20 protein-coding genes are annotated in these 19,247 nt (G+C 37.5%); 10 read left to right on the plus strand and 10 right to left on the minus strand.

The features are described 5' to 3' along the window. Together dapE and ABN099_RS01970 are read left to right on the plus strand one after the other, a co-directional pair. Positions 1–1,131, plus strand: coding sequence for a succinyl-diaminopimelate desuccinylase (gene dapE, locus ABN099_RS01965; RefSeq protein ID WP_349462028.1), 1,131 nt, complete (start codon positions 1–3; stop codon positions 1,129–1,131). Beyond that, on the plus strand, positions 1,128–1,796 hold the full coding sequence (locus ABN099_RS01970) for a M15 family metallopeptidase (protein ID WP_349462029.1): 669 nt from the start codon (positions 1,128–1,130) through the stop codon (positions 1,794–1,796). Before dapE ends, ABN099_RS01970 begins: the two co-directional genes overlap by 4 nt. 42 nt (positions 1,797–1,838) lie before the next feature. On the opposite strand, the gene ABN099_RS01975 is transcribed toward ABN099_RS01970, so the two are convergent. Further along, positions 1,839–2,201: a DUF454 family protein gene (locus tag ABN099_RS01975; protein ID WP_349462030.1), complete on the minus strand. Its 363-nt coding sequence runs from the start codon at positions 2,199–2,201 to the stop codon at positions 1,839–1,841. A gap of 92 nt (positions 2,202–2,293) precedes the next feature. Here ABN099_RS01975 and ABN099_RS01980 point away from each other — a divergent pair, with 92 nt between their 5' ends. Then, on the plus strand, positions 2,294–2,488 hold the full coding sequence (locus ABN099_RS01980) for a hypothetical protein (RefSeq protein WP_349462031.1): 195 nt from the start codon (positions 2,294–2,296) through the stop codon (positions 2,486–2,488). Here the strand turns inward: ABN099_RS01980 and ABN099_RS01985 are convergent. The 3 genes from ABN099_RS01985 to ypfJ all read right to left on the minus strand — a co-directional run bounded on the left by ABN099_RS01985 (position 2,433) and on the right by ypfJ (position 5,901). Beyond that, the gene (locus tag ABN099_RS01985) at positions 2,433–4,499 is read right to left on the minus strand and encodes a tRNA(Met) cytidine acetyltransferase TmcA (protein ID WP_349462032.1); all 2,067 of its coding nucleotides are present in this window, start codon (positions 4,497–4,499) and stop codon (positions 2,433–2,435) included. The genes ABN099_RS01980 and ABN099_RS01985 overlap by 56 nt on opposite strands. A gap of 2 nt (positions 4,500–4,501) precedes the next feature. After that, complete coding sequence (locus ABN099_RS01990) at positions 4,502–4,954, minus strand: DUF441 domain-containing protein (protein WP_349462033.1); 453 nt, start codon at positions 4,952–4,954, stop codon at positions 4,502–4,504. Between the two features lie 62 nt (positions 4,955–5,016). Further along, a complete protein-coding gene (ypfJ, locus tag ABN099_RS01995; protein WP_349462034.1) occupies positions 5,017–5,901 on the minus strand; it encodes a KPN_02809 family neutral zinc metallopeptidase in 885 nt (294 codons plus the stop codon). 251 nt (positions 5,902–6,152) lie between these two features. Here ypfJ and ABN099_RS02000 point away from each other — a divergent pair, with 251 nt between their 5' ends. Beyond that, the gene (locus tag ABN099_RS02000; protein ID WP_349462035.1) at positions 6,153–6,851 is read left to right on the plus strand and encodes a helix-turn-helix transcriptional regulator; all 699 of its coding nucleotides are present in this window, start codon (positions 6,153–6,155) and stop codon (positions 6,849–6,851) included. Between the two features lie 69 nt (positions 6,852–6,920). Beyond that, positions 6,921–7,532: a glutathione S-transferase family protein gene (locus ABN099_RS02005; RefSeq protein ID WP_349462036.1), complete on the plus strand. Its 612-nt coding sequence runs from the start codon at positions 6,921–6,923 to the stop codon at positions 7,530–7,532. 117 nt (positions 7,533–7,649) lie between these two features. Here the strand turns inward: ABN099_RS02005 and purC are convergent, their stop codons facing one another. From purC to dapA, 4 genes are all read right to left on the minus strand, one after another. After that, a complete protein-coding gene (gene purC, locus ABN099_RS02010) occupies positions 7,650–8,363 on the minus strand; it encodes a phosphoribosylaminoimidazolesuccinocarboxamide synthase (RefSeq protein WP_064720231.1) in 714 nt (237 codons plus the stop codon). Positions 8,364–8,958: 595 nt separating this feature from the next. Beyond that, positions 8,959–9,549 carry a phosphatase PAP2 family protein gene (locus tag ABN099_RS02015; protein ID WP_349462037.1) on the minus strand — a complete coding sequence of 197 codons (591 nt, stop codon included), beginning with the start codon at positions 9,547–9,549 and terminating at the stop codon, positions 8,959–8,961. Between the two features lie 299 nt (positions 9,550–9,848). Further along, complete coding sequence (gene bamC / locus ABN099_RS02020; RefSeq protein ID WP_349462038.1) at positions 9,849–10,895, minus strand: outer membrane protein assembly factor BamC; 1,047 nt, start codon at positions 10,893–10,895, stop codon at positions 9,849–9,851. Positions 10,896–10,911: 16 nt separating this feature from the next. Then, on the minus strand, positions 10,912–11,811 hold the full coding sequence (gene dapA, locus ABN099_RS02025; protein WP_349462039.1) for a 4-hydroxy-tetrahydrodipicolinate synthase: 900 nt from the start codon (positions 11,809–11,811) through the stop codon (positions 10,912–10,914). Positions 11,812–12,027: 216 nt separating this feature from the next. Here dapA and ABN099_RS02030 point away from each other — a divergent pair, with 216 nt between their 5' ends. After that, positions 12,028–12,585 carry a glycine cleavage system transcriptional repressor gene (locus ABN099_RS02030; RefSeq protein ID WP_349462040.1) on the plus strand — a complete coding sequence of 186 codons (558 nt, stop codon included), beginning with the start codon at positions 12,028–12,030 and terminating at the stop codon, positions 12,583–12,585. Between the two features lie 18 nt (positions 12,586–12,603). After that, positions 12,604–13,074, plus strand: coding sequence for a thioredoxin-dependent thiol peroxidase (bcp, locus tag ABN099_RS02035; protein ID WP_349462041.1), 471 nt, complete (start codon positions 12,604–12,606; stop codon positions 13,072–13,074). A 74-nt stretch (positions 13,075–13,148) separates the two neighbouring features. Here the strand turns inward: bcp and ABN099_RS02040 are convergent, their stop codons facing one another. Next, a complete protein-coding gene (locus tag ABN099_RS02040; protein ID WP_349462042.1) occupies positions 13,149–14,231 on the minus strand; it encodes an AI-2E family transporter in 1,083 nt (360 codons plus the stop codon). A 154-nt stretch (positions 14,232–14,385) separates the two neighbouring features. Between ABN099_RS02040 and ABN099_RS02045 the strand changes: the two genes are divergently transcribed. The 3 genes from ABN099_RS02045 (at position 14,386) to ABN099_RS02055 (ending at position 18,196) form a co-directional block, all read left to right on the plus strand. Beyond that, positions 14,386–15,858: a M48 family metallopeptidase gene (locus ABN099_RS02045; protein ID WP_349462043.1), complete on the plus strand. Its 1,473-nt coding sequence runs from the start codon at positions 14,386–14,388 to the stop codon at positions 15,856–15,858. Between the two features lie 8 nt (positions 15,859–15,866). Beyond that, complete coding sequence (gene arsC, locus ABN099_RS02050) at positions 15,867–16,223, plus strand: arsenate reductase (glutaredoxin) (protein ID WP_349462044.1); 357 nt, start codon at positions 15,867–15,869, stop codon at positions 16,221–16,223. A 722-nt stretch (positions 16,224–16,945) separates the two neighbouring features. Beyond that, positions 16,946–18,196: an MFS transporter gene (locus tag ABN099_RS02055; protein WP_349462045.1), complete on the plus strand. Its 1,251-nt coding sequence runs from the start codon at positions 16,946–16,948 to the stop codon at positions 18,194–18,196. A gap of 262 nt (positions 18,197–18,458) precedes the next feature. On the opposite strand, the gene hda is transcribed toward ABN099_RS02055, so the two are convergent. Then, positions 18,459–19,166, minus strand: a complete 708-nt coding sequence (gene hda, locus ABN099_RS02060) for a DnaA inactivator Hda (protein ID WP_349462237.1) — start codon at positions 19,164–19,166, stop codon at positions 18,459–18,461. Between the last annotated feature and the right edge of the window lie 81 nt (positions 19,167–19,247).

Consider the following 19,247-nt stretch of genomic DNA (forward strand, 5'->3'; position numbering starts at 1 on the left):
ATGTCCTGTCCTGTTATTGAGCTTGCACAACAACTTATTGCTCGCCCATCAATCAGCCCTGATGATCAAGGCTGTCAGCAGCTTATTATCGAAAGATTAAGCCCTTTAGGCTTTACTATCGAAAGAATGCCATTTGGTGATACTGAAAACTTATGGGCGTGTCGCGGTGGCGAAGGCGAAACGCTCGCATTTGCGGGCCACACCGATGTTGTTCCTACCGGTGATCTTGCTGCGTGGGATAATCCCCCTTTTGAGCCTTCTATTCGTGATGGTATGCTTTATGGACGAGGCGCTGCTGATATGAAAGGCTCACTTGCCGCAATGATTGTTGCTGCTGAACGCTTTGTCCGCTCATATCCAGACCATCGTGGTCGTTTAGCGTTTCTTATCACCTCAGATGAAGAAGCTAAAGCCGCAGATGGTACAGTAAAAGTAGTGCAATCTTTAATGTCTCGTGGCGAACGTCTTGATTATTGTCTTGTGGGTGAACCTTCAAGCCAATATCAATTAGGCGATATGGTTAAAAATGGTCGCCGAGGTTCAATAACAGCAAATCTGATTATTCATGGCATACAAGGTCACGTTGCTTATCCTCATCTTGCAGAAAATCCCATTCATACTGCATCGCCTTTTATCCAAGAATTGGTCAATACGGTTTGGGATAAAGGTAACGAATTTTTTCCTGCTACCACGATGCAAATTGCCAATATTCATGCAGGAACGGGCAGTAATAATGTTATTCCTGGTGAGTTATTTATCCAATTTAACTTTCGTTTTAGTACTGCAATTACGGATGATGAGATTCGCCAACGCACCGAAGTGCTATTACAAAAATACCAACTTCGTTATAGCTTAGAGTGGTCTTTATCGGGTCAACCATTTATTACAGGACAAGGTAAACTGCTTGATGCCGTTCGCTATTCAGTAAAACACTACACTAATGTAGAGCCTGAATTATCCACCAGCGGAGGAACTTCTGATGGTCGATTTATTGCACAGATGGGGGCTCAAGTTGTCGAGTTAGGACCTATTAATGCGACGATCCATAAAGTAAATGAGTGTGTTAATGCCGCTGATTTACAGCAACTTAGCCGAATTTATCAGAGAATTATGGAGCAACTGGTTTTATGATAACCCCATTAATGTTAACAGGACGTTCTACTGATCATTTGGTGACATTATCAGGTCAGCATTGTTTACAGTTTAATGCCACCAAAGCTTTTTTAGCGTTACAGCAACAAGCGGCAAAGGCTGGTTTTAAATTAGAGGCCGCAAGCTCATTTCGCGATTTCAATCGCCAATTAGCAATATGGAATGGTAAATTCGAAGGCTCTCGCCCTACTTTAAACGCACAAAGTCAACCCATTGATATTCATGAGTTATCAGAGAGTGAACGTTGTCAGGCTATCTTAAAGTGGTCAGCATTACCCGGAGCAAGTCGTCACCATTGGGGAACCGAAATCGATATTTACGACCCTTTCCGTTTACCCCCAGGACAATCTTTACAACTAGAACCTTGGGAATACGAAGATGGCGGCTATTTTGCTCAGTTAAGTGAATGGCTAACAGAAAATATGTCGAATTATGATTTTTATCGCCCATTTACTCATAAAGCGAGCTATATCGCTTATGAGCCTTGGCATATTAGTTATTGGCCTCTCTCTCATGAGGCATCTTTAGCTTATACACCTGATATTTTAAAATCAGTATTACAAGAAGAAGATATTTGCGGCAAACAGTGGCTATTAGCACATCTCGATGAGATATTTCAGCACTATATTGTATTACCTGAATAATATTGTCTTCTCTGAATAATGCTATTTATCACAAGGGGCTTCCTACTGATCATTCACAGGAAGTCGCCACATAAATATCAGTAAACAAACTAAGATAATCAGTAATAATATTCTTACCCATAGCATTGAAACTAGCCATAATGAGAGTGAAAAGGTAAGTAAAATAACAATTATCGCCTTTGGTTTGGCACCTTTAGGCATTGCTTTATAAGTTTGCCAATAACGTAAATAGGGACCAAACCAAGAGCGATAAAGTAGCCAATAATGAAAACGTTGTGATGAGCGAGAAAAACACCAAGCGGCTAATAATAAAAAAGGGGTTGTAGGTAGTACGGGTAAAATAACGCCAAGGGTAGCTAATCCAACACATAACCAACCCGCTATAATTAAGAGTATCCGTTTCATGTTCTGTTTTTCCGATTAATCTCTTTTGATTGTATATAATAAACAAAACAGAAATATTTTCTAAGTAACATCCCTAAAAATAAGGCGAACATATGAACTGGCTTGCTGATTATTGGTGGGTAATTCTCATTCTTTTAGTGGGTATTATCATTAACGCCATTAAAGATATGAATAAAATAGACCCAAAACAGTTTCTTAAAAACAAACGTAAATTACCACCACATCGTGATTTTAATGATAAATGGGATGATGAGGACGATTGGCCCAAGAAAAATGGGGATAAGTAGTCAACCATTGCTGATAACAGTGAGCCAATTGAGCATCATGCTCACTCATTAGCTGTGCACATTGCTGTCGCAGTGCTTTTATTAATGCTTTTTTACCTGATAAAAGAAATTGCTCAACACACTCTTGTTCCGATTTTTTATCAATAAAATAGGCGGTTAATAGCGGGTAATCTAATTTAGTACCCAGCAAAAAGTGTGCAACGCTATCAGATACGGTTAACACTGAACGATGAGCAAATGCAAATCCGGCAATCAATAACCATCGCCCTTGTTGGATCAGATTATTGGTAGGTAATTGATTAATTGATAACGCTATTCCTGTCTGTTGTTTGATCTGATGATACTGTAATGCCAATGCTACCAGTGCCAGTTGCTGCTGTTGCTGACCTTTTTCAGTTAAAGGATAAATCGCCATTGCAGTGTAACAACCACTACTCGCCTCTTTATGTACCCCTAATCGAACGATACTAAAACCACATTGTGTCCAAAATTTAGCTAGCGCATCTGTATAACCGAAACTAACGCTAAGAAAATCAACATGTCTCTTTTGTGCATCTTTAACAATATGCTCAATAAGATTTGCTGCAACTTTTTGACGCCGATAAGGCGGTAAAACAGCTATCCGACTAATGCGCAGTGATTTTAAACACATAGCATCGATAGTGAGACCATAAGTGACCAGCGATTGCGCCACTAAATTACCTCTTGGGCGACGAGTGCCTAACCATACCTCTTGTGCTAAGGTTTCTGGTAATTCACCTTCATCAATACACCATACTGCACCAACCATCGTTTTATTAATTGATGCCGACCAATAGCTCTGTTTCTGCCCATCTAATAGCCGACGTAAATCTAATGGTGTTGTCCGATAATGAGCACTTGTGAGCAAGCGATAAAAGTCCTGAAAATGGTCAATATTATGGTTCCAGTTATTTTTTTGCTGAACAATGGTGATATCACCTTGTTGTTTATCAAGACAATAATCCGGTTCATCAAGTAATAATAGCTGATTAAGCCAGCACTCTAAGGGATCATTCTTAGCCCAACGGATCGGGGTTTCTAATTGATAAGTTGTCAATAATGGCAGGCTATCACCTAATTTAAGCATAAAGCCTCGCCCTGTTCCTTCATACCCTTGAACCGTAGTTGTCATTAGAATGCGAGGGAAATAGCGGCAAAGAGCAACTAATTGAGCAATAGGTAAAGCGGCAGCTTCATCAATAATCAGCCAATCACTTTTATCACATTGATCTGTTTCACATAGCGCTAATAAGTTATCTGGTGAATAAAATAGAATAGGTTTATTGGTATGTGTATAGAGTACATCCGTACTACTTTTCGCGGGTGCACTCACAATCACTGAACCTTGCCATTGCTCAATTAACATACCTGCAAGCGCAGATTTACCTCTGCCTCTAGGTGCAATTACACTCCATATACCATGTTGTGATGTTAACAGCTTTTCTAAAATCAGTTGCTGCTCAGCTGTCGGCAAGCCTTGAGGTAACGCCCAAGGCGCGGAGTATTGATTAAGTGTGGGTAATTGCAAAGATTGTGATTGTTGCCAAACAATAGCTTGTTGATTATTTAACGTAATACTTTTTAACCATGCCATAAAATTAGGCGTTGGCAGTATACCTTCAGCATCATTCCAGCGCTGGCTATCACTATCAATATATTGATGCCAGCTGTTTATATCGGGTAAACAGAGAACTAACCAGCTACCCGCTTTTAATGTACCCGTTAATATGGCAAGTGCATCTGCATTAAATTCATCATTAGCATCAAAGATGCCATGAAGAAACTCTCTGCCTAGTAAGTTAGCGGCTCGATTAGGAAGAATTGCATCAATATTGTTTGGTGATATTGTTAACCAATCACCAATACATATTTGTTGTAACTGCTGAATTTTTACTAATTGCCATGCTTTATCTCCCGCTAATAACAACAGTTGCCGTTGCCCGTTTTGTGCAAGTTTTTGTTGGTAAGATTGCAAATTTAACAATGTCACTACTATGACTTACCAATTAATAGCGAAAGAATACCCGCTGCAATTAATGGTCCAACAGGAACACCTCTAAATAGTGCTACCCCAATAACGGTACCAACCAATAAACCAGCAACAGTAGAAGGTTGGTTATTCATTAAAGAGACACCTCTAGCACCCAACCAAGACACAGCGATACCAATTGCGATAGCTAAGAGGGATTTCCAATTTAGAAATGAACTTAACACTTCTTGCGCTGAAATACGCCCTGTGGCAATAGGTGTCATTACACCGATAGTGAGGATCAAAATACCTATCGTCATACCGTACTTTTCAACGATAGGAAAATATTGATTTAATGGTGTAATTTTTACAACTAATAAAAAAATCATTGCTAATGTGACGGTCATATTATGGCTGATAATGCCAAGACCCGCGAGCACTAGCAAAATTAATAATGAGGGATCAACATTACTCATTCGTATTCCTAACCCATTCTAATTATGGGAATAATCATTTTTTAATTTATAGCAGAATGTTATTAGTTCAATGACGAAGAAGCAAATGTATCGCACGATTTAATGCTGCCACTGTTATATCCTTTCATAAACCACGTTTTACGTTGCTCAGCCGTGCCATGAGTAAAGCTATCGGGTACGGCATAACCTTGTTGGCTTCGTTGTAAACTATCATCACCAATAGCTTGTGCTGTTTTAATTGCCGTTAATAAATCAGCTTCATCAACACGCCCTTCACCCGCCATAAAGCGCCCCCACATACCAGCAAAGCAATCTGCTTGAAGTTCTAATTTAACCGATAAACGGTTAGCTTCCGCTTTTGAACGCGCCATTTGCTGTTTTTCACGCATATTATCGGTGATACCTAATAGATGTTGTACATGATGCCCTACTTCATGAGAAATCACATAACCTTGAGCAAATTCGCCCCCACCACCTAAGCTATTTTTCATTTCATTATAAAATGAGAGGTCGAGGTAAATTTTTCTATCTGCTGGGCAATAAAATGGTCCCATAATTTTGGTGCCAGTTCCGCACTGCGTTGTTGTGCTGCCACTATAAAGCACTAATTTAGGATAACTATATTGTTTACCCGCTTGAGCAAATAGCCCCTGCCAAAAATCTTCTGTGCTTGCTAATACGACACTACTAAAATCTGCAGCTTCGTTATAAAGTGCAGTTTGCTGTTCGTTACGCTGCGTGGGTTGGGTCGTTTCGCCCGTTAATGAGTTAAAATCAAAGCCCATAAAACTGGCAATAACTAATATAATAATGATAACAAAACCATATTTAGTGCGTAATAAAAGTGCGATTAATCCCAGTGGAAGATTACCACCACCTGACGCTGAAGAGGGTTGCCCTCGTCTATCTTCAACATTATTACTTTTTCGGCGATCATTCCAACGCATAATCATTCCCCACTGATTAAATATACTAGTTTGAATTTATGTCACTATTTTAGATAATAACAAAAATCTTACTATTTCTATGTCCTATTTTTTAAGAGCTGAATAATAGTGAAGATCAGAAAATAGTAACAACAATAAATGCTTGTATCATAATTGCCATTAAGAAGACTGTTTTTTTATTAAAATCAATAATAGAATTCTCGTACTATTGCATTTTATCTCCTCTTTCTTATCTACAAGTAGAAAATTTAATGACCCGAACTCAACGTTTGCTCACGTTATTGCAAATTTTAAAAGAAAATCGCTATCCAGTAACCGCTCAGGCACTTGCCACAAAGCTGCAAATTAGTGTGCGATCTATCTATCGCGATATTGAGTCATTACGTGACCAAGGTGCAGATATAACTGGTGAAGCAGGCTTAGGCTACCAATTAAAAACAGGCTTACTACTGCCGCCGTTAATGTTTGATGTTAATGAGCTTGAAGCGCTAATATTAGGTTTACGTTGGGTACAAAGTAATACTGATCAAGAGCTTAAAGAATCAGCACTCCGGGCAATAAATAAAATCAATGCCGTAGTGACAACACAGCACCAAATTATTCTTGATCAAAATACGTTATTTGCACCAACCAGCCAATTTATTGCCGTTAATGACAGTATCGCTAAAGATTTACGCCTGAGTTTAAGAGAAGAAAAAAAAGCAAAAATAGCGTATCAGGACGTCAATAAACAACTTAGTAGCAGAACAATATGGCCTATTGCGGTTGGTTATTTTAAAGAGTCACAAGTACTTGCGGCTTGGTGTGAATTACGTCAAAGCTATCGTCATTTCCGGTTAGATAGAATTATTTCTTATCTTGTATTAATCGATAACTTACCTTATCCAAAAAGCTATTTGCTCGATAGATGGAAAAAAGAGATTTGTGACAACACTACTGACAAGAATTGACACGCAGTTACCTTACTATCTCGTCTCACCCCAATTAATTAATAAACAGATAAATAGTAAGGAAACATTATGAGCAAACTGACCCTTTATACCAATTCAATGTCACGTGGTAATACGGTAGAACTCTTTTTAAAAATGCTTGCCGTTCCTTTTAAACGTGTTGAATTATCTTATGGTGAGCAGATGCACAGTGCAGAATATCTTGCTATTAATCCGATGGCAAAAGTACCTGCATTAGTCGATGGTGATAGTATTGTCACTGAAACCTCTGCAATTTGTATGTATTTAGCGGATAAGTTTATTGAGAAAGGTTTTGCACCTGCTTTAGGTTCGCCTGAACGTGCAGCATATTATCGCTGGTTCTTTTTTACCGCAGGTCCTATTGAAGCCGCTTTTACTGTTAAAGATTTAGGTGTTGAACTTAATGAAGAACAACAAAAATCATCTGGTTTTGGCTCTTTTGAGCGCTCATTTCGTTGCTTAGAAACAGGTCTAGCTAATGCGGCGCCTTATATTTGTGGTAAAAATCTAACCGCTGTTGATGTTTATGTCGGTTATTTTTTAATATTTCTCGTTAAATATGCACTGATCCAACCGACACCATTAATCAATCAATACCTTGATAGCCTAGCGCTTAATAAAGAGATTAAACAATTACTTGAAAGCTTTGGCTTACAATAATCTTTTAATCATTGAGCATTTGCTCACTTTTCCCCTTATTTAATACAACAAAAGGTCAGTTTTTAAGCTGACCTTTACTGTTATTGTTTTTTTTGCTTGACGTAATCGATTGCGTATTTAGTCTAAAGAAACACCGATACGACGTGCAACTTCTTCGTATGCTTCAATTAATCCACCTAGACTTTGACGGAAACGGTCTTTATCCATTTTATCTAAGGTGTTTTTATCCCATAAACGACTACCATCAGGAGAGAACTCATCACCGAGCACGACTTTTCCGTTAAATAAACCAAACTCAAGTTTGAAATCCACAAGAATAAGTCCAGCTTTATCAAACAGTTCGCTAAGGACATCGTTTGCTTTATAACTCAGACGTTTCATTTCTGCGAGGTGTTCTTTAGATACCCAACCAAAGGTTTCACAATAAGATTCATTCACCATAGGATCATGACGAGCATCATCTTTTAGAAAGAGATCAAAAATAGGTGGGTTTAAAACAAGACCTTCTTCAATACCTAAACGTTTTACTAATGAACCAGCAGCACGGTTACGAATAACACATTCAACAGGAACCATATCCAGTTTTTTCACCAGCACTTCATTATCAGAAAGCAAACGTTCCATCTGCGTTGGGATACCCGCTTCTTCCAATTTGTTCATAATGAAATGGTTAAACTTATTATTTACCATACCTTTACGATCAAACTGTTCAATACGTTGGCCATCTAACGCTGATGTATCGTTTCTAAATTCTAAGATAAGGAAATCAGAAGATTCGGTGGTATAGACCGTTTTGGCTTTCCCACGATACAACTCAGCTTTTTTTTGCATCTGACACACTCCAAAGATGTGATAGGTTTAACAAGAAATAACCGCCTATACTCTACTCTAGATTATACAAAAAAGCTTTTAAAACGTGGGTAGGATGGCTAAAAATCTCATCCTTTTAAGGCTAAACTGAGCTTAATGGCGAAAGATAAACCAAAGAATAAGCAGTGTAATAAAAAGAGAGGACGTTGAAATTAAGAAGAAAAATTTAATAAAATAACTAATGGGAAAAAGTACTTACTCATTATTAGTAAAGATTGATAACCGTACAATCGTCTATTTTTATGAAATTCAAGTAAAACAGAAGCAGCATATTAATAGTTAAATTACTCTAAAAAAGAAAAATTGCATTATTTTATATTTAACTACAATCATATCTATGGTCTTACTATTAGTTTACTCAATTTTTTATTATCACTTTTATTACGTTGCTGTCCTATATCTCAATAAAAACTATCCAAACAAATTACTCATAAATTAAGTAATTTGCTTGGATATAGCAAAATATAGTGTGGTGACTCGCTATATTTCCTGTTCATCATCCTTAATAATGCGTCATTTATTGATTACTCTAATCAAAAATTATTCTTACTATGTATTAAATAATAAAACAATACACTTCATAAGCTGCCCAGCCCAATAATGCACCCGCTGGCAAATCAATTAAATAGTGTTGTTTAGTAAACATACATGACAATGCAATCAATAATGGGAAGAGAAAAACAAGTGGTCCTAATGTTGCATAAGCAAGACACGCGGTTAATGTGGCGACTGAAACATGCATGCTTGGGAAGCAGTTAGAGGTATCATCAAAATGCTGAACAAATTTAAGAAATTTTTCTGATGCTTTTTTACCTGGATTGATTTCACGCCAATGCGCTGGTGTTGCGACAGGAAAAACAATAAAGAAAAACATTTGCATGACCAACAAAACAATATAACTAAATACAATCATGATAAATTGTCTTGAGTCTTGAATGATCCAGTTGAGATAAAGAATTGCAGGATAATATAAGAAGCTATAGATCCACGACCACCAAGGCCAGAAAGGAATTTTTTCATCAATTGGTGAATTAATTACTTTCACTTCTCTTAATGTATATCGTTGAGTAAAAAAATAAAATTGATAAACACCAACAATAAGTATTCCACTTAATATTAAGTGAATAATCATATCACCCGCACTCATAAATACTCCTTTAAATGATTTGAGAATGCTTTGTTATTCTTATTAATGTAAATAGCGCAGTAATATTGCACAGTTTTTATCATATTGCATTAAGATTAATATTATTAATTCTGTAATAGTAATATTTCATTTATAAAAAAACGTCTGTTTTGATAAATCCGAATAGGTATCTATTAAATGTTATATTGAGAATAAACAGGCTATTTCTAAATTATTTTTATAAAATAATAAGTTAAGAGAAATAAAAAAGCCGCACAATTATTATTGTGCGGCTTTTTTGATACCTTTAAGAAATAATCTTATTTCATCGGTTTACTGAATACCGCTTTCATTGCAGCAACCATCTGGTCATTTTGTGATTGAGTCAGAGGTTTGCCTTTATCACTGATAAATTGCAAGCTACTGCGGTTATTTAAATCACCCACTTGTAGTTTGTAATCTCCTTCTTCTACAGAAGGTTTATCAACACCTAAAGAGCTCCAACTTGCACTACTTAAACCTTTATAAGTAACTTCAATTGAACCTTTAGAACGTGTACGGTCGCCCATCTTCATACCAACACTTTCCAATGCGATAGGTAGTCTATCCCAAACCACATCAAATGGTGCGCGTACAATAATCACTGGTAGACCTACGTTATCACTACCACTTTGTACATCGATAATGCCTTGTAGATTGCTTGTTGCCGTATTCTCACTTAAGTTACGCATACGGTTTAAACCATCAACAATTTCATTAAGTAGCAGCGTATTATAACGTTTAACTTCAGTGGCATCAGTTATGTCACTTTCACCTTGGCGTAAACCTTCGTTAGTTACCGTTAATGAAATAACATTACCTTGCTGAGCAATGACTAAACGCTGGCGTGTTTGGTAAGGCACGTTTTCATCTGCTCGCGTCCAAACAATCCAATCGGTTAAAATTTCTTTTTGTACTGCATCACCTTTGGCGATTACCACGCCTCTATCTTTTAAGACCGAAGTGACTTGCTCATAAAGCGTGCTGTTTTCAGGTGCATTTGGTAATAACAGTTTACTGTTAGTCGCGTTATTTTCACTACGTGAACCATTTAATAAGTTTAGTGCTTGTGTTGGTGGACGAATATCAAGTGCTAAACCAATAGGCTCACTTTTTTTAGCGGGAGGAATATCATATTCCCCATTTTGCAAAGGCAACACCATACCCGCAGGGAGTGCTAAGTTTTTTAGTCCCGCAGTCTCTAAATAAGACTCATCACCACTGACCTGACGTTTATAGCGCTGATCGCTTGAACAGGCTGCCAGTAAAACCACCAGCGACAGACCCGCGACTTTCATAATCTTTGATTTATGCAATAGTGTTGCCATTAAAATTCCCTAAGTTTTACAGTATTCCCGCTGTTACCAGCGCTTTCTCAACAATTTGCTGACCTGATGATGTCAACGGTGTCATAGGTAAGCGCAATGTGGCGTCTTCAATCAATCCAATACGTTGACACGCCCACTTAGCTGGGATTGGATTAGGTTCAACAAATAACTGATGATGTAGATCCATCAGACGCTGGTTAAGTTTACGTGCTTTTGCAAACTCTCCAACTTTTGCCAATCGACATAATTCTACCATCTCTGCGGCTGCAACGTTAGCTGTAACCGAAATAACACCATGACCACCAAGCTGCATAAAGTCTAATGATGATGCGTCATCTCCACTGAGTAGAATAAAGTTATCATCATTTACCAACTCTTGGATTTGACTAACACGACTTAAGTTCCCTGTCGCCTCTTTAATTGCCACAATATTATCCAACTCAGCTAAACGTGCAACTGTTACTGGCAATAAATCGCATCCGGTACGTGAAGGTACATTATACAATATTTGTGGTAAGTCGGTGCTTTCAGAAATTGCTTTAAAATGCTGATAGAGCCCTTCTTGTGATGGTTTATTATAATAAGGTGTCACACTCAAACAACCCGCAATACCTCTATTTTCAAATTGCTGAGTAAACCAAATTGCTTCTGAGGTTGCATTTGCACCTGTGCCAGCAATAACGGGAATACGTCCATCGGCGATATCCAATGTCATCAAAACAACATCAACATGCTCTTCATGGCTTAAAGTTGCAGATTCGCCCGTTGTACCAACAGAAACGATAGCCGCACTTTTTGCCTGAACATGATAATCGACCAATTTGCGTAAGCTAACCCGGTCAACATTGCCTTGTGCATCCATTGGCGTGACTAGCGCCACCATACTGCCTGTAAAATTAAATTTGTTACTCACCATAATTTATTGCTCCGAGATAGACTTATACACAATGGTACTCATTCATTCCTCTATTGAAAACTACTTAACTCTAGGTTTCTAATGAAATTTGCTAATATTCTTTGATATGTATTAAAGAGAGATAATAATTCAATATAGTGAACGACTGATCTTGGCAGAAATCAAAATTTGTGGTTACCTGTTAAGAATAAACTGAAAGTCAAAAGGAACCTCATTTTGCCCATACCTGATAAACATTTCCTCGTGATCACTGCATTAGGTTCTGATCGTCCTGGTATCGTTGATACCATCACTCAATTAGTTAGCCAATGTGGATGTAATATAGAGGACAGCCGACTTGCTATGTTCGGTCAAGAATTTACGTTTATCATGCTACTTTCTGGTGGTTGGAATGCTATCGCACAATTAGAAGCGTTACTTCCAATAAAAAGTGCGGAACTGGATTTACTGACTGTAATGAAGCGAACAACTAATGCCTCGCCAATAGTTTACCCTTCTACTATTGCAGCAAAAGTTGATATTGAAGATGCACCCGGTATTGTAGAACGGTTTACTAATTTATTTAGTCAACACAATTTTAATCTTGCTGAATTAATTTCTAAGACGCATCCTTCAGATGATGGAACGCCTGCTCGTTTAGAAATACAAATAACGGCACATAATCCGTTAGATGATCATGGTCTCGTAATTCATGAGAAATTCAATCAATTATGTACAGAGCTTCATGCTCAAGGCACAATAAGTATTGTAAATAGTCTGATGATGAAACAGTAAAAAATGGAGAATTACCTAATGAACCCATTAAAAGCCGGTGAGAAGGCACCTCAATTCAGTCTGCCCGATCAAGATGGAGAAACCATTAATCTGTCTGATTTCGCTGGCCAACGTGTGCTCGTTTATTTCTATCCAAAAGCAATGACACCGGGTTGTACCACTCAAGCCTGTGGATTGCGAGATGAGATGGATGCACTAAAAAAAGCCAAAGTTGAAGTGCTCGGTATCAGCACCGACAAATCAGAAAAACTTTCACGTTTTGCAGAAAAAGAGATGTTGAACTTCACATTGCTTTCAGATGAAGATCATCAAGTTGCAGAACAATTTGGCATTTGGGGTGAGAAGCAATTTATGGGAAAAACTTACGATGGCATTCATCGTACTTCGTTTCTCATTGATAAAAATGGCACTATTGAATACGTTTTCGATAGTTTTAAAACCAGCAACCATCACCAAATTGTGCTCGAATATCTGGCACAACATCCATAATTTTGCACAATCCTATTTAAAAACAAACAGACAGTTTTCACTGTCTGTTTTTTATTGTAATGCTATTTAACCGATTAATTTTTCGTTAGTTTTTCTTTTTGCTCATTGGCGATTTCATCAGGTAAGGCATGAAGCACTGCTTTTATTAATGTCGCTAATGGGATGGCAAAAAATACGCCCCAAAATCCCCACATACCACCAAAAATAATAACTGATAAGATAATCACCAATGGATGCATATTTACAGCTTCAGAGTACAAGATAGGTACTAATAAGTTACTGTCTAACCCTTGAACCACTAAATAAGCAATAAACAGTGCCCAAAAATCAGAGCCTAATCCCCACTGAGAAAGTGCAATGACAATCACTGGTATAGTCGCTAATACAGCACCAACATAAGGAACCAGAACGGATACACCAACCAATACCGCAAGTAATACAGAATATCGCAAATCAAAAAAGGCAAAAACAAAATAGGTAAATACACCGACGATTACCATTTCTGTTACTTTACCGCGAATATAGTTTGTAATTTGCTGATTCACTTCTATCCAAACTTGTGCTGCCAATATTCTATTTTTAGGTAAAACACGGCGTACCGCATTAAGCATCTGACGTTTATCTTTTAATAAAAAGAACGTCATTAGTGGCACGAGTATAAGATAAATAGAGAGTGTAATAATACCAATCAATGATGCGAGAGAAACTTTTAATACAGATTCTGCCACTGTAGATAACTTACTACGCAAATTTTCAGCCATCATATCCACAATCCCCGCATCAACTAATGCCGGAAAACGGTCAGGTAATTCACGAGCAAAATCATTAAATCGATTTATCATGTTTGGTAAATCAGAAATCAGCGTCATACCCTGTTGCCAAACTGTTGGCGCTAAAATCAAAATTACAATGGCACTAACGCCAATAAATAGTGTCAGAATAATCGATACTGCCCATACTCGGGCACAACCTAACTTTTCAAGCAAATGAGTTGGCCACTCTAATAAGTAGGCAAGTACAATCGCCACTAGCAATGGTGCGAGTATGCCACTGAAAAAGTAGATAATTGAAAAGCCAGCAATTAAGATGAACACTAAGGCAATAACCTGTGGATCAGCAAAGCGGCGTTTATACCATTGAACAAGCAAGTCCAGCATGAAAATCGAGGTCCTTTATAATAACGAGTAAAATATATCTATGTGTTTTGGTTTACAGTAGCAATGAACTTTTGACTGATTTTACGTTAGGTTTTGCTATGATACATCATTAATTATTAATTTTTAGTTAAGATAGCCATCAGGATGCTGTTGAATGAAACTCAGACTTAAAAAACCATTGGTCGCGCTTCTTGTTTCTGCTTTGCTATCAACATCAGTGGTGCCTGCTCACGCTGCGATTGATATAGAAGATTCATTACCCGATATGGGAACTACTGCGGGTTCGACCCTAAGTATCAATCAAGAAATCGCTATGGGTGATTACTATACTCGTCAACTGAGGAATAGTGCACCATTAGTTTTCGACCCTTTACTCTCTAATTACATTAATAATCTAGGGCAAAAACTGGTTTCTAATGCGAGCTCGGTTAAAACCCCATTTCATTTTTATTTAGTCAATAACCCTAACATTAATGCCTTCGCCTATTTTGGTGGCAATATTGTGCTGCACTCTGCACTTTTTCGCTATAGCCGAAATGAAAGCGAGCTAGCTTCTGTTATGGCGCATGAAATCACACACGTTACACAGCGCCATCTGGCTCGAATGCTGGAAGATCAGTCAAAAACAACACCATTAGCTCTTGCGGGAGTTTTAGGGTCTATTCTGATTTTTATGGCAAACCCTAATGCTGGACTTGCTACTTTTACTGGGAGTATGGCGGGTATTCAGCAAAATATGATTACGTTCACGCAAATGAACGAGCAAGAAGCTGACCGTATTGGTATACAGACTCTTTATCGTGCAGGGTTTGATCCGTTAGGAATGCCTGATTTTATGCAAATTCTTGCCGACCAAGTAAGATATAGCTCTAAGCCACCAGAAATGCTACTTACGCACCCCTTACCAGATAGCCGTTTATCTGATGCTCGTAGTCGTGCGTCACAATATAAACCGCGCCAATTACCACAGTCGGCTGATTTTCTATTTGCTAAAATGCGTGTACTCGCCATGCTTAATAAAGAACCTGCATCTGATAATGTACTACAAACAGCACTTGATCAGTTTAATAATGGTAGTGCATTAGAAAAATCGGCAGCTAATTATGCACAAGTGCTGGTTTATTCGCGTGATCGTAAGTTTGATGAAGCGAGAAAAATACTCACCCCCATGTTAGAAAAAGAGCCTAATAATATCTGGCTTATTGATGCCATGACCGATATCGATTTAGAGCAAAATCTTGCTAGCAATGCCGTTGCAAGGTTACAAGATGCCTTAAAACGCTCGCCAACAAATAAAGTTATTATTGCTAACTTGGCAAATGCTTATATGAACAATAAACAATACAACGAGGCGAATAAACTCCTTTATCGTTACACCTTTGATAATCCTGATGACCCTATTGGTTGGCAATTAACCGCAGAAAATGCGGCAAAACAAGGTGATAGAGCTCATGAATTAGCGGCTTATGCAGAGGATTTAGCACTTAGAGGCGATTTTGAAACGGCAATTCGCTACCTTGGTGATGCTAGCCGTCAGGTAAAACTAGGAAGTAACGATCAAGCCCGTTTTGATGCTCGCATCGATCAGTTACGCAAAATTCAGCAAAAAGATAGTCAGTTTAAATAAGGGAAAATATGACCACGAAAGTGACGATTTATCATAATCCACGCTGTTCAAAAAGCCGTGAAACCTTACATTTATTAGAAGAGATGCAGATAACACCTGAAGTGGTTCATTATTTAGACGTCGCACCTTCGGTAAAAGAGATCAAGTTGCTGCTTAACGCATTAGGTTTTAAAGATGCAAGAGCATTAATGCGAACAAAAGAAGAGATCTATAAAACGCTAAAACTCGCTGATGAAACATCACAAGATGCATTAATTCAAGCAATGCATGATAACCCAAAACTTATTGAGCGCCCTATTGTCGTTGTGGGTGATAATGCACGTTTAGGTCGCCCACCAGAACAAGTGAAATCATTGTTTAAGTAGTTATTGTTTACATACTGCTGTTTACATACTCTTTATTAAAAAAAAATCCCATATTTACAAAGCCTATAAATATGGGATTTTTATCTCCATTTCTTATCATTTATATTGTAACTATATCTTTCCTTTCTTATCAAAAACCACATCATAAAATGTTACCTAATTGTAAATAAAACCATTGCTGGTATGTTCTTTATTTCCACAACAGAAAAAAGTGTATAAAAGCCCTCCTTTCAAAAAAATTCATCTCAGTTTCATTTTTTTTCTGGCTAATAAATATGCAAATAGCAAAATAGCTACAAAGATCACATTACTCCCCCTTACACCGCCTCTTTAAGAAAAAATTTATGAAACGTTTCATTTGTATTGTGACTCAAGTCTCTTTACACAAATGCATTCATACATATTATGGGCATCAGAAAATATGATGGCAAAATTGATGAGTATTAAATTTTAGTCTTTATCTATTTTCAATATCATCCAAGAAAGAAATTAACAATCGATTTATAATTTAAACAATACTACAACATAGCAATGTGGACCCAATTCTAAACATTTCTATCTAATCTTTTTGTTATCCGTTTTTGTTTGGTGGCAAATTATTTATTAAAAATAATGTATAGATAGAAATAGGATAGGTTAAGAATATAGCCAACATATGGGCGACTAAAACTAAATAATCATCATAAAAATGTTAGATGATTGTCAGGCTAATAGGAAAATAGATGAATATCGTACTCAGACTAAAACTTGTCTCATTCCTCCAGTTTTTTATTTGGGGTTCTTGGCTTGTTACGTTTGCCTCATATCTGTTTGGCGAACTTCATTTTAAAGGCAGTGATGTTGGGCTTATTTTCAGTGCTCTTGGGCTTGCTTCCCTTATTGCGCCTGTCGTTATGGGCTTTATTGCAGATAAAATAAACAACCGAAAACTTGTCTTTATTACTCTGCATATTTTCTCAGCATTAGCACTTGTGTTAATGTCGCAAATGACAACAGTAACCACCCTCTTTTTTGCTACTCTGTTACATTTGCTATTCTTTATGCCAAGTATTTCAATGGCAAACAGTATTATCTTTGAACTGTTGGAACAAAAACATTTAGAACCGAATAACTATTTTCCTAAAATCCGGGTTTACGGTACTGTCGGTTTTATTGCTGCAATGTGGGTTATTAGCTTCTTAGGATTTGGTAATAGCTATCACCAACTGTTTGTTGCCGCTATTGCATCTATTATTTTAGCGCTCTTTGCTATGTTTCTACCGGCAACTAAAGCCGTTGATAAAAATGCAGCAAAAGAAGAAGTTGCCGCCTTTAGCCTATCAAATATCTTGCAAGTATTTAAAAAGAAAAACGTGGTTGTTTTCCTGTTCTTTGCAACCTTATTAGGCTCTGTATTGCAAATTACCAATACTTTTGGGGTGCCATTCCTGCAAGATATTGCTCAAGCGCCTAATGCAGATGATTCATTCTTTGCACGTTATCCTTCAGTGTTCTTATCTATTTCACAGATTTCAGAAGTCGTATTTATTCTATTCCTGCCACTGTTATTAAAACGTGTAAGAATCGAAACTATCGTTTTATTTAGTATGATTGCATGGATCTTACGTTTTGGTTTCTTCGCTTACGGTGACTACACTTCACTGGGTCAAATCGTCTTATTGTTATCCATGATTGTGTATGGTTGTGCTTTCGACTTCTTTAATATTTCAGGTTCACTGTTCTTAGAAAAAGAGATCCCACTGCAATATCGCTCAACTGCTCAAGGCATGTTTATGACGTTAGTCAATGGCTTTGGTACTTATTTAGGTGCGATGTTAAGTGGCTGGGTTATCGATTTATACACTACAGACAGCATTGTTGATTGGAAAATGTTCTGGTTAATCTTCACGGGTTATACCGTAGCAATTACAGCGCTATACCTTATTTTCTTACTTGTTCCACAAAAGAAAAACAAAACGGTAGAAGCTAACTAATTCAATAAAAGCTTAAATAAAACCATTCCCGTCATCTCTCACCGCTTGTTTAAATTTAATAAACAAGCGGTTTTTTTATGCCCATTTTTTGTACTTATTAAAGATGACCTATATTAATAGAGAGTATTAATGGAGAGTATTAGTTGTGAAGAGCCAGTGCTTAGAATTGGTTATATAAATGAGTTATTTTGCCGTAAAAATAAAAAGAGAGAATAGCGACAATAGCTTGCCTCATCTTAAATAACAACAGATGAGGACAACACTAAAGTTTCAGAATATCTTTAACAAAAGGAATTGTTAGCTTTCTTTGAGCAACAATAGAAGCGTGATCAAGTTCATCTAGCATTTCAAACAGCGTACGCATTTTTCTATCAAGGCGTTTTAATACAAAGCGACCAACATCTTCAGGCAGCTCAAAACCACGTAGTTTTGCTCTTAATTGTAAAGCCTGAATTTTTTCTTCATCGCTTAAAGGCTGTAAACGGTAGATTTGTCCCCAATCAAGTCGTGATGCTAAATCAGGAAGTTGTAACTCGATTTGGCGAGGAGGTCTATCCCCAGTAATTAATAAACAAGTGCGACCAAGCTCTAATACTCGATTATAAAGATTAAATAGTGCCAGTTCCCACTCTTCATCTCCTGCAACACATTGCACGTTATCAATACAAACAAGAGATAAATGTTCCATACCTTCAAGAACATCAGGGACAAAGTAAGCACGTTTATCTAAAGGAACATAACCAACCGCATCGCCCGCAGCGGAGAGTTCGGCACAAGCCGCATGTAATAGATGGCTCTTTCCGCCCCCGTCACGAGACCAGAAATAGATATAACTGCCATGAGATTGATGGATGGCGGTTCGTATTGCAGCGACTAATGACGCATTTTCCCCTGCATAGAAGCTATCGAATGTCTCATCATCGGGCAGAGATAGTGGTAATGATAGCTGTGACGGCGTATTCAGAAGCACCTCACCTGAATAGTTTAATAAACGTTTTGATTCTAACACAAATTCTCCCTAGGTCAGAACCAATATTCATAATGCACAGAA

This window comes from Proteus hauseri, from assembly GCF_040139125.1.
Classification (GTDB): Bacteria; Pseudomonadota; Gammaproteobacteria; order Enterobacterales; family Enterobacteriaceae; genus Proteus; species Proteus hauseri_B.